Source organism: Dyadobacter chenwenxiniae, from assembly GCF_022869785.1.
Lineage (GTDB): Bacteria > Bacteroidota > Bacteroidia > Cytophagales > Spirosomataceae > Dyadobacter > Dyadobacter chenwenxiniae.
This window is the reverse complement of the sequence record NZ_CP094997.1, coordinates 3,732,550-3,749,220: the sequence shown is the minus strand read 5'-3', so window position 1 is coordinate 3,749,220 and position 16,671 is coordinate 3,732,550. Positions and strand designations below refer to the sequence as shown.

Genomic DNA, 16,671 nt, shown 5'->3' with positions numbered 1-16,671 from the left:
ATTAGCTTCAATGAACGAATTGATAACCAAACAACTCCTGTTCAATTTCTTCGAAGGCCAAACTACGTTCATGCAGCGAAAGCTGATCGAACAATGGCTTGAAGACAGCGCAAATGAGGAGACTTATTACCGCTGCCTCGACGAATGGGAACGTGGTCGTCCGCAGGTGCTGGTCGATCCTGAAAAAGCACAGCAGGAATACGACCGTTTCCTCGCAGGGGGCGCGCTTCCTGAAAAACGCTCGGAGGAGATGTTTTTGGGAAATAAAAGATTGCCCGTGTTCCATAGATCGTGGATTGCGCTGCTTACCGCTGCTTCGCTGATATTTGGACTCGCCAGCTTGTTTCGGGACGATCTGATGTACAAAACCTTCGAGTCGCCAACAGGGCATTTTACCAGCTTCTTTCTTTGCGACAGCACCGAGGTAACCCTCAATTCCAACTCCGTACTGAAGGTTCCGCGTTTTGGATTTGGAAAAGAAGTTCGGCAGGTATGGCTGGAAGGAGAAGCCGAGTTTAAAGTCACCCATCAGAAAGATAACCTGCGTTTCCAGGTGCTGATGGGCTACGGTTACCGGATCGAAGTCCTGGGAACGGAGTTCAATGCCTTTTCAAGGGCGCGTGGCAAGCGGGTCTTTCTGGAGAAAGGAAAGGTGAAGCTCAATCTCCCCAAAGGACAGGAGGTTTACCTGAGCCCGGGCAATTATTTCACGGCCGACGCGAAAGGCAGTTTTCAGGTGATCACCCCCGACGAGCCGCTGGCAATCACCGCGTGGAAGGAGCAGACCTTCTATTTTGAAGACGTCACGCTCACAGAAGTGGTGGAGCAGATCAACGAGCGTTTTGCAGCACATATCAAAATCGCGGACCGCGAGCTCGCCGCGCGAAAAATAGGAGGGATTTATCAGGCCAAAGACCCCGATGCGCTACTGCAAATACTGTCGGCCATGTTTGAGATGGACATAATCCGTCATGACGAGGAAATAGAATTGCGTTCACCCAAAAACCCAGATTTATGAAGATCCCAATTTTACGAACATGTCTGATCGGCACAGGCTTACTTGCCTCCCGGCTCGGTTTTTCACAGGACATTGCACTGGCGCGCCCGCCTTTATTCCACCAGGATAACCCAAGATCGGAGCGGACCTACAAGCTCAAAGATGTGCTGATGGACCTTGGCAAAAAGCACCATGTCAGTATCCTGTTCGAGCAATCGAGTGTGAGGGGGATCACTGTTTCCGCAGGTTCCTCCGATAACAGTGAAAATGTGGAGGCTGAACTGAAAAGCTTGCTGACCCCAACTGGCCTGGAATTTATCAAAACCGGCAGGAAAGCCTATTTGATCAGGAAAAAGGACCAGACCGAAAAGCCGCAGCAACAATCGCTGGTAAAACCGGTGATATTGGGTGCGGTGATCGGAAACGAGGTGGCTCCTGTTGTCGAAACCGTTCAGCGGCCGGTTGATGTGCGTGTCAAAGGAAAAGTAACCGATGAAAAAAACGACGGTTTGCCGGGGGTTAGCATTTTGGTAAAAGGCAGCAATACAGGTGCTGTCACGGATATGGACGGCAACTTTTCGCTCAGTGCTCCCGACAATGCGGCTGTGCTGGTTTTCTCCTTCATCGGGTATGTGTCGAAAGAAATGCCGGTAGGCAACCAAACTACATTAAATGTGCGCCTGGACGCATCGGTGAGCAGTTTGAGCGAGGTGATGGTCGTCGGTTACGGCACCCAGCGCAAAGGTGACATTACCGGGTCCATTGGCTCGCTATCGGCCAAAAATATCCGGGAAGTGCAGGTAACCAACTTCGAAAACGCCATTCAGGGACAAATTGCGGGGGTGCAGGTGCAGGAGCCCAGTGGGGAACCAGGCGCTGCCACCACGGTGCGGGTGCGTGGTCTGGGGTCGGTATCTGCCGGCAACGAGCCGCTTTATGTGATTGATGGATTTCCTGTGACGAAAAATATGGACCCAGGAATTCAGGGCGATATTACGCGCCGGACCACAGCTTTTGCATTGCCGCCAAGTAACCCGCTCGGGACGATCAATTCCAATGATATCGAGTCTCTGGAAGTGTTGAAAGATGCTTCTGCGGCTGCTATCTATGGGTCGAGAGGTTCCAATGGGGTGATTCTGATTACTACTAAAAAAGGAAAAAGAGGTTCCAAACCAGTGGTTGGGTTCGATGCGTACTTTGGCATACAATCCGTGGCTAAAAGGGTGGAGCTAATGAACTCGGCCGAGCTGGGCCCCTACGTGAAGGATTCGAAAAACAATGCCTATTTGCAGGATGTGCCGGGTGCCGATATCAATGACAACAACGCAACGCGCTACACTAAAACGACCAACGGAAGCTATTTTATTCCCGACGATTACGAAAATCCCACCGGGACAGACACCGACTGGCAGGATGTGATTTTTAAAACCGCGCCCGTGCAGAGCTACAATGCGTCGGTTTCTGGCGGTACCGAAACGATGAATTATTTCTTTTCAGGAGGTTATTTTAATCAAAAAGGGATTATCGACCGCAGCGGGTTTGAGCGGTACAGCTTCCGGGCCAATATGGAGGTGAACCCGCTCAAAAAATTGAAGATCGGGTTTGGATTAAGTCCTTCTTTTACCAATACCGATCGCTCTCCGGCGGGTGCTCCTTACTTTGCCGATCCTCCGGGAATCGTGTATTCTGCGCTGGTTACTTCGCCGACTGTAACACCTTACCTGCCCAACGGTACGATCAATCAGATCGATAACCAATCCCATTTGCTGACCCAGGATGGACGCGGCGCCAACATGACCGCAGCCAGTAACCCGTTGGCGATCATCAAATACGTGACCGACGATCTGAAACAATTCAGGACTTTCGGAAATGCTTTTATAGAATACGAGCTCATCGACGGACTGAAATACAAGTTGTATACCGGCATCGATATAAACAGTTATAACCGCTCATTTTACATGGCGCGTGCCTTCCTGAACCGCAATGCAACCGTGGGCGATCCTTATGCGCAATCCAATGCATCTTTGAACTCCAACTGGCTTGTGGAGAATACATTAGCCTATGAAAAGACATTCGGAAAAGAGCACCACATTTCGGCGGTTGTGGGTTATAGCGCGCAAAAAGACCGGCTCGATGCCAACCAGGTTTACGCACAAAACCACCCCGACGACCTCTCCCCGTCGATCAGCGGCGGGCAGGTGACCAGTGGGGGCGACAACGTGCAGGAATGGTCGCTGGTGTCGGCATTGGCGAGGGTAAACTATTCTTTTCGGGACAAATATCTGTTAACAGCAACCGTCCGTTCCGATCGCTCCTCGCGCTTTGGGGCTGGCAATAAAACAGGGACATTTCCTTCTTTTTCAGCAGGATGGCGTTTGTCCGAAGAAGCTTTCCTGAAAAGCCTGACGGTGGTAAGCGACCTGAAACTGAGAGGCAGCTGGGGTAAAACCGGAAACTTCCTGATCCCGAATTATGCAGCGATTGGTTTGCTGAGTCCATATAATTATACATTTAATAATGTGATTGTGAACGGAATCGCGCCGTCGACGATCAGCAATGATAAGCTTACCTGGGAAAAAACCACGCAGGTAGACTTCGGAATTGACCTTGGCCTGTTCCGAGACCGTCTTTTTATCTCTGCCGATTGGTACAAAAAAACAACTTCCGACCTGCTGCTGAATGTGCAGGTTCCTTCTTCGGTGGGGTTTACTACGGCATTGCAGAACATTGGTGAAGTAGAAAACAAGGGTATAGAACTCACGATCAACAGCCGCAACATTGTCGGCGCGTTTACCTGGTCGACCGACTTTAATTTCTCGGCCAATCAAAACGAAGTACTTCAGCTCGGGCCGACCGGCGATCCGATCCTGAGCACAGGAGGTGCAGGTATCCGTCATATTACGCAGATCGGCGCGCCGATCGGGAGCTATTACGGCTATGTGGTCGATGGGATCTACCAGTCACAGGCTGAGATCGACGCTGCTCCGAAAGATGCAATTGCACCCGCAGCCCGCCCGGGAGACCTGCGATTTAAAGACGTGAACGGTGACGGCAGAGTGAATGCAAGTGACCGTACGGTGATTGGCAACTACATGCCAGACTTCATGTACGGGATCACCAATCGTTTCAGTTTCAAAGGTTTGGACCTTAGCGTTTTCTTTCAGGGTGTGCAGGGCTCCAAAATCCTGAATCTGACCCGCCGCCACCTGGGCAATGGGGAAGCCGGGACTAACTCGTACAAAGACTGGACAGAGCGCTGGATCTCTCCCGAAAACCCGGGCAACGGCACCATCCCGCGTGCCGACCGCCTTACCGATTTGCACGGCGGCAACAACCGTCCCTCTTCCTACCAGGTTGAGGATGGGTCTTATTTCAGGTTGAGAAGCATCACCCTGGGTTACACATTTCCTAAGACCATGCTCGGGAAAGTGCAGTCACTTCGGGCATATGTATCGGGTACCAACTTGTTTACCAGTACCAAATACATTGGGTTTAACCCAGAGGTTAACAACCAATCGGGCCTCTCGGGCGTGCAGGGTGAAGATTATGGCGCATATCCGTTGTCGCGTAATTTCACTTTTGGCCTGAATGTAACATTCTGAAATCCCTTACTGACTTTAAAGCAAAAAGGATATGAAATTAAAAAACTTCTTTCTGGCCTCTCTAATCGCGGGAAGCCTGTGGTCATGCAGCCAGGATTTTACAGACCTTACTCCCGTAACCCAGCGGAGCGCTAATGGTTTTTACCTCACCGCGGGCGATATGAATACGGCCATCAATGCGGCTTACAGAGCATTGCAGATGAACGGCACTTACAACCAGAGCTATTGGATCATGCAGGAAATGCGTTCGGACAACACCGACCAGGGACCGGACGGGACAGGTCTGGGAGCTGAGTTGACGGTGATCGACAACTTCTCCGAAATCGCGACCAGCGAGATGATCGCCGCGGCTTATACGGACTCTTACCTGGGCATTGCGCGTTGCAACATCGTGCTCGACCGCATTGGAGCGATTGAAATGGACGCTGCATTGAAAGAGCGGATCAAAGGAGAGGCGCTGTTCCTGCGCTCACTGTTTTTCTATAATCTCGCGATCTCTTTCGGTAATATACCCATGCCGCTTTCGGAAGCTAAGTCTGTGGCCGAAGGCAGTTCGCTGCCGCAGCTGCCCGCGTCGGAAATTTACAAACAGCTGATCGTAGATCTTCAGGCTGCTGAAACCGCGTTGCCGATCAAGCACGCGGCGGCCGATGTGGGGCGGGCTACCAAAGGGGCAGCCGCTGCATTGCTGGGTAAGGTAATGCTTACTGCCGCTGATAAAACGGGCGCTGCCGCAGCGCTTAAAAGGATTGTGGACGGTTACGGGTATTCCTTGCTGGCGGATTATGGCAGTCTTTGGGGCCTGGCCAACAAGAACAATGCAGAATCGATCTTCGAGGTGCAGTTCAAGGGTGGGGGAACCGGCACGGGAAATTCATTTACCAATGCATTTTCGCCGCTGTTGAGGCAAACCACCGGCGCGTTTAAAAACCGCCCGACCGTGAACATGATCAATGCGTACGAGCGGGGCGACGATCGTTTTCTCAAATCCATGGATACCAGCTTTGTCAACAGCGCGGGGGTATTGAATACCAATTCGCGTAACGATACGCGCTTTATTACCAAGTTTGGAAAGGAAAATGCATTCAATGAAAACGATGCCTCTTACAACTTTGTGGTATTGCGCTATGCCGATGTGCTGCTAATGCTCGCCGAAGCGCTGGGCGATTCGCCGGAGGCTTACATCTATATCAATCGCGTGCGTGCGAGAGCCAAGCTGGCGCCGATCAGCGCTGCGACCGCCGGGACTTTCGAAGAGAAACTCCTTCGTGAACGCAGGGTGGAACTGGCCTTCGAAAATCATCGCTGGGCTGATCTGCTCCGTTTCGGAAAAGCGGCGGAAATGATGACCGCGCAGGGCAAAACTGCCCGGCCGCTTTACCTGATCCCGCAGCGGGAATTGGATATTAACGCTTCTTTTAAGCAAAACTAATCAGCCTAAACCCACGGTTTTCTCCTTAATCGTTTCATAATGATGCGCTTTAACCTCAAAAACGCGGCAATGTGCCTGTGCCTTGCCGCAGGCATGCAGCTCCCCGAGACGCAGGCACAGATGCCCGCCAAACCATCGTCGGCCAAGATATTGCACGACATGCAGAAGCTCAATGTACTGGGAAATATCCTGTACATGGCAGCTCACCCCGATGACGAAAACACGACTTTTATCGCCTATATGGCCAATGGAAGGCAATATAACACCAGCTACCTGGCCCTCACCCGGGGCGACGGCGGACAAAACCTGATCGGTCCCGAGATCCGCGAGCAGCTTGGGTTGATCCGCACGCAGGAGCTTTTGCAGGCGAGGCGCGTGGACGGCGGGAAACAATACTTTTCGCGGGCTAATGATTTTGGTTTTTCCAAAAATCCGGAAGAGGTTTTTACAATCTGGGAAAGAGAAAATCTGCTGGCCGACGCCGTTTGGGTGATCCGTAATGTAAAGCCCGATGTGATTGTAACCCGCTTTCCGCCCGATGCGCGGGCTGGCCACGGGCATCACAGTGCTTCGTCGATCCTGGCCGAGGAGGCTTTTGAGGCAGCAGCCGATCCGAAACGTTTCCCCGAACAATTGAAATTTGTACAACCCTGGCAGGCCAAAAGGCTGATGTGGAATATTGGCTTGTGGGCAATGCGAAACCGCGAGGAATTTATCAAAAGTGCTAAAAACTACATGCAGATCGATGTGGGCGGGTATAATGCATTGCTCGGAAAATCATACGGAGAAATTTCGGCGGAAAGCCGGAGCATGCACAAAAGCCAGGGTTTCGGCTCCATTGGTTCACGCGGGATTTCGGTGGAATATCTGCAGCATACCAAAGGCCCAAGGGCGCAGAAGGACTTGTTTGAAGACGTGAATACCACCTGGACGCGGGTAAAAGGTGGTGAGAAAATCCAGCCGCTGGTTACCGCGCTCATCTCGGGTTACAAGCCAGCAAACCCCGCTGCCAGCGTTCCGGCATTACTGAAACTAAAAATCGAGCTGAACAAATTGCCCGACGGTTTCTGGAAAACCACCAAACTTAACGAGGTAAACGAGATCATTAAAAACACCCTTGGACTGTACCTGGAAGCCACTGCATTCGATTATGCATTTACACCCGGCGAAACCATGCAGGTATCCGTGGAGGCGATCAACCGTTCTGCGGCCAATGTGGTTTTGCAGAAAGTAATATTTCCTTTCGGATCGGGTGACACCGCAGTAGCAACGCCATTGAAGTATGATACCAGTCTTGATTTTGTATTTAAAACAAAAATCCCTGAAAACACCCCGATCTCCCAACCTTACTGGCTGCGCAAACCGATTGGCTACAAAGGACTTTTCTCTGTGGAAGATCAGCATGAAATAGGCCGCGGCGAGAATCCGCCGGTAGCTATGGTCACATACGAACTGGCATTGGACGGGCAGAAGCTGCACTATGAAACGCCGGTTGTTTTCAAGAGAAAAGACCCGGTGGCGGGAGAGGTGTACCAACCTCTGGTAGTGACGCCGCCGGTTTTTGCCAATATTGTGCAGGATGTGTATATGTTTGAAGACGAGACGCCTAAGAATATTGTCGTGGCGATTAAAGCCGGGAAAGACGATTGCTCGGGCAAGGTAACCCTTGATTTGCCTGCGGGCTGGAAATTGGTCCCTGAAAACATTCCCTTCAATATGAAACTGAAAGGAGCGGAGCAAACTGTTACTTTTCAACTTTACCCACCTGCCCAATCACAGGAAGCAGAAATAAAGGCGGTTCTGGAAGTAGATGGCAAAGATTATGACAACAGCTTTGCCATGATCAGTTACGGCCACATTCCGGCGCAGGTATTTTTCCCAAAAGCCACCGCTCGGGCTGTGAAATTGGATCTTGTTAAAAAAGGGACCAACATTGGTTACCTGATGGGCGCCGGCGATCTGATTCCCGTGAGCCTGCGGCAGATCGGTTACAATGTGACGGTGCTAGACGATAAGGATGTAACGCCCGAAAAGTTGAGCCAGTACGATGCGATTGTGGCTGGTGTGCGGGTTTACAACACTAATGAGCGGATGAAGCATTACCAGGGCACGCTCATGGATTATGTCAAAAACGGGGGTAACCTGATCATCCAATACAATACGGATATGGACCTTGTGATGAAGGATATCGGCCCGTACCCGTTTGTCCTCACCCGCGACCGCATTACCGTGGAAGGTTCGGAAGTACGTTTTCTGAAACCCGAGAGCCCGGTTCTCAATATTCCAAACAAGATCACCAAAGCCGATTTTGAAAACTGGGTACAGGAACGCGGACTTTATTTCCCTCAGAAATGGTCGCCCGAATACGAAGCCGTGATCTCATCGAATGATCCCGACGGCCCTGCGCTCGATGGCGGAATTTTGGTAGCGAAATATGGCAAAGGTAATTATGTATACACCAGCCTGTCGTGGTTCCGGGAGCTGCCTGCGGGTGTTCCGGGTGCGTACCGGGTATTTGTGAACCTGCTTTCGCTGGGGAAATAAGAGGAGGGTCTATCATGCAAAAGCCAAGTTTCGGCAGGTAAAGGTTCTTCCAACTTAATTTCATGGCACTCGTGTTGAGAGTACCACGAAATTAAGTTGTTATCCTACATTACCGGCTGCCTTCATTTGTAACTAAGCCTGGCAGCGAGGCATAAATGGATCTATTCCCAGCCAGGGTTCTGAGGCAACAGATTGTTTTGATCAATCTCTGCCTGCGGGATCGGCCATAGATAATCCCGCGTTTGGAATCGTCTTGTTTTAAGCGTTCTGCCGGTAAATTCCAGGATCGGACTATTGTTAGCCTGTGCCAGCGATCTTCCATCGGCGGACAGGCTGTAAGACAATCCTTCCGCTGCCAGATGCTGGGTTCTTGCTTCGGCGTACATCAGCAGCACATCAGCCAAACGGATCACAGCAAAATCAATTGGCCCGTTTTCCCGAAGAAGACTTTCGTCCCCAACGGACACAAATTTGCGCCAAACATAGATTGCATTAGCGTTCCAGTTATTTTGTATGTGACGGAAAGGCGCCGCCGAGCCTTTGTAGGGCCAGCCGAGCGTGTATACAACGTTACTTGCGCCTGTGTATTTTGCATAAGGAATGATCACGCTGGCCTGCAGACGTAGGTCACGGTTCTGATAGGCCTTCTGCACTTTTGTTGAATCAGAAAACAAAGCACTTTCTTGATCCGTCGTCATTGCCGAGAATCCTGGTATCACCTTATTCCAGTCAAATGGCGAGCCGTCCAGATTTTCGTACATATCAACCAGCGTGGGGGAAGGAATGCCATTGGTCCAGCAGGAGCCGCTCGTAGCGCGGGTGCCCAACGAAAGCTTAGGCTTTCGCCGTAACCAGCTACTGCAATGTTTTAGATCGAGAAAATCACCTCACTGTTACTTTCTGTCTGTGAGCGGAACACCTGTGAATAAACCGGTTGTAATGTATAATTCATGTCCCTAACCGCCTGGAAGTCTGCTTCTGCCGACGCCCAATCCTGGCGGTACAGCGCTAGTTTTCCTCTCAATGCCAATGCTGCTCCCTTCGTTGCCCGTCCGAAATCGGAGGTGCCGTAACTTTCAGGCAATGCAGCGATGGCTTCTGTCAGGTACAGGTGTATCACCCTTTCGGTTGATCCAACTGAATCTGGCCGTGCTAATTGCCTCGAAACTCGGCGGCGGGTGGATTTTTGAGTAGTAGAAATATTTCTGTAGTGATTGTTGAACGTGAAGATGGAATGTGATGAAAGCGAAAAACGACAAGCGCAACCAATGGCAGCATGTGCGGCTGACAGAGCTGGAATACAAACAGATCCAGGAACCAGTACTACATCTTCGCCAGTTTTTCCTCGCAGTGTTTTTGCCAGCTCGGAGATAGCAAATAATGGCACAGAAATGACAAGAAGGTCGATTTGGTCCGTAATCGTTTTCATAGACACTGCTTTTGCCCCGGACAGGTTGGCAATAGATTGGATACTTTCTACCCCTTTCGCATCTGCCATTATAACCTGATGTGATGCCGCACTAAATTGTGCAGCGAGTGTTTTGCCTATCAGTCCGGCTCCAATGATTCCTATTTTCATATTTTATGTTTTTTTGTTGTGATTGTTTTAGACGCGCGGATCAATACCGTACTGGTCCGGGGCACCAAGATGGCTGCGTAAAGTCTTTCCGTCATACTCCTGGTGGAAAAGCCCGCGCTGTTGAAGGATCGGAACTACTTCATCCACAAAGGCATCAATTCCGTCTGCATTTACATCGGGAGAAATCCAGAACCCATCGGCGGCACCTGCTTCAAACCAAGCCTGCATATGATCTGCGGCTTCAATGCCCGGCCCGACAATTACAGGATGATAATCAATTACACCGTGGGCTAATATGTCACGTAGGCTCCATCCTTCTTTTGCAATCTTCAAAGCATGCGGTGAGCGGGGATCATAACGGGACGGGCGGGCATCAGCCAACTGTTCTTTGGAGAATGGCTCGTCCATGCGGCGAACATCAATTGGTATACCCAGCATTTGTTGAAGATATCCGGCCCTTTGAGCGAGTGATTCCCCGGCTAATTGAATCCTGCGGTCAAGGGCTGTGCGCCTGTCTTTGGCAATGGTAGTCATCAGGCCCGGAATGTATTTGATCTCATCGGGGTTACGGCCGTAACTTTTAGCCGCCTCCCGGAATGCGTTTCGCTGGGCGCGTGCATCGTCAATCGTGAATGCCGCACCTATTACGGCGTTGGCAAAACGACCGGCCAGCTCGTGGGCATTGGGGCTACCGCCGGCGTGAAAGATAACGGGCTGGCCTTGCTCAGATGGTGGAATGTAAAGTGGTCCCCGTGAGCCGGCATATTTGCCCTGTAAGTTTATTGGAAGGATCTGATCTTTCTTTGCAAAATGGCCACTCTGCTGGTCATGCACCCAGGCATCCTTTCCCCAACTGCCCCAAAGCGCCTGTATAAGTTGAACAACTTCGTGGGCGCGGCCATAACGGTCTTCGCTCGAAGGGATTTTCTTTCCGTAATTTGCAGCAACATCTTCACCACTTGATGTAATGGCATTCCAGCCCGCCCGGCCGTGGCTCATCACATCAAGGGCCTTAAATTGTCTTGCCAGATTGAAAGGTTCATTAAATGTCGTAGACCCGGTGGCAACCAAACCGATTCGGTTCGTTTCGCGAGCGACCGCAGCCAGGGTCATCATCACATCCAGGTTGAACGCCGGGGATTCGGTGGCAATATCTGCCAAGACAGCCCCGGGCCCATCAGGTAAAAACAGAAAATGGAATTTGCCGCGCTCTGCTGCCTGTGCCTGTTTTACCCTTGCGTCAAAACTGGTATAGCTTTGGGGATCTACTCCCGGCATTCGCCAGGCTCCCGGCTGAGAACCATATCCATTTCCCAGATGCAGGCCGATTAGCATCTTGTTACCGATGTTTGAAATTTGATTCATATTTTCTATTGAAGAATCAATAATTCTGTACTTTGAAATTACATGTACAATGCCCTGCTCAAACGTAGGCCAAAATCTGCATCTGGATTTGCCGTCGAACTGCTCATTCGTTCCATAATAGCTGCCACAACTAGATCCCTGCGTTTGGGAAGACGGTCTTTTTCTGCTGTGTCAATGACGGCTTGTATTTCAGTTAATGTCAGATCTGTGCAATAGGCAGGCGCGCCGGGCTGCTGCCGCCAGGAATTTGCTAAGGAGCCCGTATTGAAAGCATTAAATCCGGTGTCGTCAACTAGTTTCATGGTAAGCTCCCGGTCAGCGTCGCGATCCGCGGCGATAGGGATTGCAATACGGTCCGGGCTTCCGGCGGGTTTCCCGTTCACTACCAAAGAATGGGAGCCAATAGCATTCCATGCTTTGGCAATGCTATGTCCCAACTGTTGAACAACCCATAAACTTTCTACCTGGCCTGCTTCAATGCTGTCAATTTTCAAATCGCGGGCTGGATAATAATTAGAGGTGTCTATTACCGTTGTATCTTCTGATACCGATGCAAAAAGTGGCGCGATTTCAGGAATGCGGTTGAGGGGAATGGATAAAATGATTACGTCTTTGTCTTGTACTGCTTGTTGAGCTGTAACTGCCTGGGCACCCGTAGCAAGTACATCTGCATGTATTTTTTCAGGTCCACTTGAACCAGCCACAAATACATCATGTCCTGCTTTGGCCAACTTCATCGCCAATGTCTTTCCAATATGGCCTACGCCTACAATTCCTATTTTCATGCAAAAAGCTGTTTATATGTTAGATAATTAGATAAATATATAAGCAAATGTTTATGTATTTGGATAAAATAAATCCCGCTACATTTTGATCAGCGGGTGGAACTTTCTATGTTGTTTTCAGGGATTGTAGAAAGCTCGTCAACTCGTCTAATTTTTCATCATTAATAGCAAGGCGCATATTACGCCCTTCCTTATGCGACTCGATTAAGCCGGACTCGGCCAAGGATTTTAAGTGCTGCGACATGGATGGCTGGCTTATGGGAACAAATTCAAATAGATCCGCACACCCTCTGTTTGTCCCTTTTGCTATTTCTTTAAGCAGCAGTAGACGGTGCGGGTCGCTAAGCGACTTTGCCATTTTAGTAAGTGATTTCGTATCCATCAATAGTAAGTATTTAAATACATGCGCATTCGTTAATGTATTGGTAACTTGTTGTCCCCTTTAATCGTTCCATCGCAATTCAAAATTTTGAAGTTATTTTTAATACTTCGAAAAACAACCTTGTCAACTGGATAGAGAGTATTCCTATTACGTATGTCCAGGGTCGCCAGAAGCTCTGCTTTTCAGCTATTCAGCGCCTATGCAGGCGACAGGAAAAATGGAACATTAGAAAGAAGCGAGCAACTTTAAGGATGCTGTGCGCCAAAACCAACTTATTAATCAGATACTGCTATCGTCAGAAACATTTTAAATAGGACATTTGCATTGATCGTATTTACAAGAAACACGCAATTGCAAGTTTCTTCATTTACATGACGCTAAAGTATTCAAAGAGCTCAATTCGGTCGTGCGCGAAAACGGTCGTGGCCGTTGCACAACCGATCATCTCCAAACTTTATTAGGTAGTACAACCAAAATACTCGCTTCTGTGTCATTTAGACGAACTAGATCGGAAATTATGAGATCGATTGCAGCTATTGTCTTACTGTTACTTGTTCTTGCATGTAAAACGAACGATGTAACGACTGTTCCTAATGAGCTGATTGGCAAATGGAGAATGACTTCCAGGCAAATCAACCAAAATGGAACAGTCGAATGGGAAGACGTTGCGGAGAAAGACTCTATCTACATGTTTTTTAGTCGCTATGGTGAATACGTTGATTCCGAGGGGTATGTTTTGCCCTGTGGACCAACCTCATTGAATATTAATTCAAATTTCTACAAAATCAATTTTCGTAGCGAACTTTCAAATAGCTTCTACCTTAGTCTTTGTGCTGAATGTCCTACCTGGGATCTCGAACTGAAACAAACAAATCTTGTTGTTGATAGATGCTCGTCAGATTTAAAAATGATATATGTTAAAGCTGACTAGTTATATAACAACCACGGATGAAAATGTTGCATAACTCATTAAAAACTTTGAAGGTGAACCCTGGAGGTGAATCGTACCCTTATTGGGTTCATAAAACCTCAGCAATAATTTCAAAAGAGTTGTTTTTCCGCTGCCACTTGTCCCTACGATTGCTGTGGTCTTGCCATGTGGTATTGTCAGCGTGATATCCTTTAACACAGGTTCATTCCCTGCGCCCGGATAACCGAAGGCTGTTTTGTGTAGGACTATATCACTTTTTTGCTCCATTCTTTGCTGCTGACCTTGCCATCCTCTTCTTCATCCGACAAGCCATGTACTTCATTTAGCCGCTTCAAGCTAATTTTGAGCATCCTGCCCAGATTGAAGAAAGCCAATCATTTGTTCAACCGGAGCATTGAATTGCCCAGTATATGCTGAATGGACATCATGCCTCCAAGGCTCAGTTGCGCCCCTACCACCGCTTTTGCGGCAAGGAAGGTAATCAAGATATTTTTTACTTTGATTTATCAATAATCCGCCAATACCCTGATAATGAGCCAACGATAGGCTTTTAATATTCCATCGAAAAAGCTTTAACTGATTTCTTTCCCATTCCCAACGTTTCGAAGTTTCAGCACCAGCTAGCTCAATATCCTGCATGCCTTGAATAATCTGAATTATTTGGCTTTGATTCTTTGATGATACATCAAAACGTCCAACATCCAAGTTTCGCCTCGATTTCAGAAATGAAACGACTCAAAGAGCATACAAAATTGATGCTCCAACAGCTACCAGAAAAATAGCTTTATCATGATAAGCGAGTACAGTCACCCCGCGTATAGCTGCCGAAGAGAATGATCATTTCAGCCGGGACTTTGTCAAGTACATTTTGGTAAGCGCTTCTAATTGGTCTTGCTTGTTTTGTGGAGATGAGAGAGGGAGGTTTTCATTCGTGTGTGGGTTTTTGAAATTTTGGTGAGATACAAATTTCAAAAACCCAATGTCACCTGCATCCTAATTGAAACTGGTTCGGTATTCCGTCGGCGACATGTTGGTCTTGTTCTTGAATAGCTTGTGAAAGGATTGAGGATATTCAAATCCCATTTGGTAAGCGATCTCACTTACCTGTAAGTTGGTCGTTGTCAACAACTGTTTGGCCTTTTCAATCACTTTGGCCTGGATATGTTGCTGAGCTGTCTGGCCAGACGTAATACGCAGCATATCGCTTAAATAATCAGCGGACAAGTTTAATTCCTTCGCTATTTGCTGTACCGTTGGCAATCCTTTGTGCTGATCCCAAAACTGGTCAAGTACGTTTTCGAGTCGGGTAAGTATCTCATCATTGGCAATCTTGCGGGTGATAAACTGACGGGCATAGAACCTGCTGCTATATTGTAGCAAAAGCTCAATCTGGGCAATCATCACGTCCTGGCTGAAATTGTCGATACTGCTTTGATATTCGCTTTCTATGTTGGAGAATATATCCTCAATCCTAGCTTCTTCCTGCTCAGACAAATGCAGGGCTTCATGGAGCTCGTATGAGAAAAAATGAAAGTTTCGAATCTTGGCAGCCAGGGGCGTATTAGCGATAAAATCCGGATGAAACATTAAGGTCATACCACCTGGAGGTTTTGTTCCGGGGCTTAGTTTCATCAGCAGTTGAGCAGGAGAGATAAATGCCATCATCCCTTCATCAAAGTCATAATGCTTGTGCCCGTATTTCAACTTGCCATCATAATCTTTCTTGATGGAGATGCAGTAGAAATTCAGCGTGAAGTGCTGCAATTCGGTCAAATTGTCGTACGCAGCATCTTTATGGCGGAAGACGCTGATCAGCGGATGTTTGGGCTTGGCCAATCCGAGCAGTCGGTGCTGCTCGGATATGGAATTGATAAGATATGGCTTGTTCACTTCTTGAAATTACAAGGTTTTCATGTCAATGACAAAACGATATCGGACATCGCCTTTTTGCATCCGGTCGTATGCGGCATGGATATCTTTGATGTCGATCAGCTCAATGTCAGAAACAATTCCATGTTCTGCACAGAAATCCAGCATTTGCTGTGTTTCGGGCAAGCCTCCGGCACCGGAACCGGCAATGACCTTGTTGCCCGTAGCGAGCGAGAAAGAGCTCACCTCCCAGGGTTTGGCCGGCATACCGACATTTACGTAAATACCATTGGTTTTTAGTATGCTCAGATAAGGGTTCACATCGCTGTTGCCAGAGACTGTGTCCAGCACAAAATCGAATGTTTTAAATGCGGTTTTCATCTGCGCCTCGTCCCGGGAAATAATAAAGTGGGATGCGCCGAGCTGCATTGCAGCTTCCTGCTTGCCCGGAGAAGTGCTCAGCACCGTCACTTCGGCACCTAAGGCATTACCAAATTTGACCGCCATGTGTCCCAGTCCTCCTAAACCAACAACAGCAAGCTTATGGCCTTTGCCCACGTTCCACCTTTTTAGCGGCGAGTAGGTCGTTATACCGGCACAAAGCAATGGTGCGACCCCTGCCAGGTCGAGTTTATCAGAGATGTGATGGACAAAGTCTTCGTTAACTATGATGGTGTTCGAATACCCTCCATAGACGGGCAGGCCGTCGTGGCCCAGGTTATTGTAGGTTTGAACAGGGGCAACGGTGCAAAACTGCTCCTGCCCGTTCTTACAATCCTGGCACTCGCGGCACGAATCGACCATCACGCCTACACCGCCTAAATCACCGATGCCGAACTTTTTGGCATGAGCGCCGACAGCGCTGATACGTCCTACGATCTCATGGCCGGGAACCATTGGAAAGATACCGGGAAACCATTCGTTACGGATCAGGTGAATGTCGGTATGACAAACCCCGCAGTACAGAATTTCGATCTGTACGTCATGCGCGCCAATGTCGCGTCTTTCAAATTGCCAGGGCGCTAGTGGGCTTTCTGCCGTTTGCGCGGCGTATCCTTTTGCTGCTATCATAGATGAAAATTTTATGATACAAACATAAGTAGCGGTTACTTGCAGCGATTATCCAAATCCGGGAAAAACGTATCCAAGATTTCTTATCCGAAACAGGAGCATGAGATCTTAACT

Annotated in this window: 14 protein-coding genes; 5 read left to right on the top strand and 9 right to left on the bottom strand. The window is 48.8% G+C overall.

The window, feature by feature from the left end; all coding sequences use genetic code 11:
* Positions 1–10: 10 nt before the first annotated feature.
* Genes MUK70_RS16015 through MUK70_RS16000 form a run of 4 tightly spaced genes read left to right on the top strand, consistent with a single transcriptional unit; the run spans position 11 to position 8,575 of the window.
* Complete coding sequence (locus MUK70_RS16015; RefSeq protein WP_234653701.1) at positions 11–1,018, top strand: FecR family protein; 1,008 nt, start codon at positions 11–13, stop codon at positions 1,016–1,018.
* Complete coding sequence (locus tag MUK70_RS16010) at positions 1,015–4,599, top strand: SusC/RagA family TonB-linked outer membrane protein (protein ID WP_234653699.1); 3,585 nt, start codon at positions 1,015–1,017, stop codon at positions 4,597–4,599. The genes MUK70_RS16015 and MUK70_RS16010 overlap by 4 nt, the downstream gene beginning before the upstream one ends.
* A 31-nt stretch (positions 4,600–4,630) precedes the next feature.
* Entirely contained in the window at positions 4,631–6,031 is a 1,401-nt protein-coding gene (locus tag MUK70_RS16005; protein ID WP_234653696.1) for a RagB/SusD family nutrient uptake outer membrane protein, read from the top strand.
* A gap of 39 nt (positions 6,032–6,070) precedes the next feature.
* Positions 6,071–8,575 carry a PIG-L family deacetylase gene (locus MUK70_RS16000; RefSeq protein WP_234653695.1) on the top strand — a complete coding sequence of 835 codons (2,505 nt, stop codon included), beginning with the start codon at positions 6,071–6,073 and terminating at the stop codon, positions 8,573–8,575.
* A 161-nt stretch (positions 8,576–8,736) separates the two neighbouring features.
* Here the strand turns inward: MUK70_RS16000 and MUK70_RS15995 are convergent, their stop codons facing one another.
* The 5 genes from MUK70_RS15995 to MUK70_RS15975 form a co-directional block, all read right to left on the bottom strand.
* On the bottom strand, positions 8,737–9,402 hold the full coding sequence (locus MUK70_RS15995; protein WP_234653693.1) for a RagB/SusD family nutrient uptake outer membrane protein: 666 nt from the start codon (positions 9,400–9,402) through the stop codon (positions 8,737–8,739).
* 41 nt (positions 9,403–9,443) lie between these two features.
* Positions 9,444–10,154, bottom strand: a complete 711-nt coding sequence (locus MUK70_RS15990; protein ID WP_234653691.1) for an NAD(P)-binding domain-containing protein — start codon at positions 10,152–10,154, stop codon at positions 9,444–9,446.
* Between the two features lie 27 nt (positions 10,155–10,181).
* On the bottom strand, positions 10,182–11,519 hold the full coding sequence (locus MUK70_RS15985; protein ID WP_234653689.1) for an NtaA/DmoA family FMN-dependent monooxygenase: 1,338 nt from the start codon (positions 11,517–11,519) through the stop codon (positions 10,182–10,184).
* 38 nt (positions 11,520–11,557) lie between these two features.
* Positions 11,558–12,304, bottom strand: a complete 747-nt coding sequence (locus MUK70_RS15980) for an NADPH-dependent F420 reductase (RefSeq protein ID WP_234653687.1) — start codon at positions 12,302–12,304, stop codon at positions 11,558–11,560.
* A 106-nt stretch (positions 12,305–12,410) separates the two neighbouring features.
* Positions 12,411–12,686, bottom strand: a complete 276-nt coding sequence (locus tag MUK70_RS15975; protein WP_234653685.1) for an ArsR/SmtB family transcription factor — start codon at positions 12,684–12,686, stop codon at positions 12,411–12,413.
* A gap of 517 nt (positions 12,687–13,203) precedes the next feature.
* On the opposite strand from MUK70_RS15975, the gene MUK70_RS15970 reads away from it, so the two are divergent.
* Positions 13,204–13,617 carry a hypothetical protein gene (locus MUK70_RS15970; protein WP_234653683.1) on the top strand — a complete coding sequence of 138 codons (414 nt, stop codon included), beginning with the start codon at positions 13,204–13,206 and terminating at the stop codon, positions 13,615–13,617.
* On the opposite strand, the gene MUK70_RS30860 is transcribed toward MUK70_RS15970, so the two are convergent.
* From MUK70_RS30860 to MUK70_RS15950, 4 genes are all read right to left on the bottom strand, one after another.
* On the bottom strand, positions 13,618–13,884 hold the full coding sequence (locus MUK70_RS30860) for an ATP-binding cassette domain-containing protein (RefSeq protein ID WP_275975539.1): 267 nt from the start codon (positions 13,882–13,884) through the stop codon (positions 13,618–13,620).
* A gap of 69 nt (positions 13,885–13,953) precedes the next feature.
* Complete coding sequence (locus MUK70_RS15960; protein ID WP_234653681.1) at positions 13,954–14,322, bottom strand: 6TM ABC transporter family protein; 369 nt, start codon at positions 14,320–14,322, stop codon at positions 13,954–13,956.
* 288 nt (positions 14,323–14,610) lie between these two features.
* The gene (locus MUK70_RS15955; protein WP_234653680.1) at positions 14,611–15,507 is read right to left on the bottom strand and encodes a helix-turn-helix domain-containing protein; all 897 of its coding nucleotides are present in this window, start codon (positions 15,505–15,507) and stop codon (positions 14,611–14,613) included.
* 9 nt (positions 15,508–15,516) lie between these two features.
* On the bottom strand, positions 15,517–16,557 hold the full coding sequence (locus MUK70_RS15950; RefSeq protein ID WP_234653678.1) for an NAD(P)-dependent alcohol dehydrogenase: 1,041 nt from the start codon (positions 16,555–16,557) through the stop codon (positions 15,517–15,519).
* Positions 16,558–16,671: the final 114 nt, after the last annotated feature.

Excerpts from the sequence above, each read along its gene's own strand:
- MUK70_RS16010 (WP_234653699.1), top strand. The coding sequence starts at position 1,015 with ATGAAGATCCCAATTTTACGAACATGTCTGATCGGCACAGGCTTACTT.
- MUK70_RS16015 (WP_234653701.1), top strand. The coding sequence starts at position 11 with ATGAACGAATTGATAACCAAACAACTCCTGTTCAATTTCTTCGAAGGC.
- MUK70_RS15980 (WP_234653687.1), bottom strand. The coding sequence starts at position 12,304 with ATGAAAATAGGAATTGTAGGCGTAGGCCATATTGGAAAGACATTGGCG.
- MUK70_RS15975 (WP_234653685.1), bottom strand. The coding sequence starts at position 12,686 with ATGGATACGAAATCACTTACTAAAATGGCAAAGTCGCTTAGCGACCCG.
- MUK70_RS15950 (WP_234653678.1), bottom strand. The coding sequence starts at position 16,557 with ATGATAGCAGCAAAAGGATACGCCGCGCAAACGGCAGAAAGCCCACTA.
- MUK70_RS15990 (WP_234653691.1), bottom strand. The coding sequence starts at position 10,154 with ATGAAAATAGGAATCATTGGAGCCGGACTGATAGGCAAAACACTCGCT.
- MUK70_RS30860 (WP_275975539.1), bottom strand. The coding sequence starts at position 13,884 with ATGGAGCAAAAAAGTGATATAGTCCTACACAAAACAGCCTTCGGTTAT.
- MUK70_RS15985 (WP_234653689.1), bottom strand. The coding sequence starts at position 11,519 with ATGAATCAAATTTCAAACATCGGTAACAAGATGCTAATCGGCCTGCAT.
- MUK70_RS15970 (WP_234653683.1), top strand. The coding sequence starts at position 13,204 with ATGAGATCGATTGCAGCTATTGTCTTACTGTTACTTGTTCTTGCATGT.
- MUK70_RS16000 (WP_234653695.1), top strand. The coding sequence starts at position 6,071 with ATGATGCGCTTTAACCTCAAAAACGCGGCAATGTGCCTGTGCCTTGCC.
- MUK70_RS16005 (WP_234653696.1), top strand. The coding sequence starts at position 4,631 with ATGAAATTAAAAAACTTCTTTCTGGCCTCTCTAATCGCGGGAAGCCTG.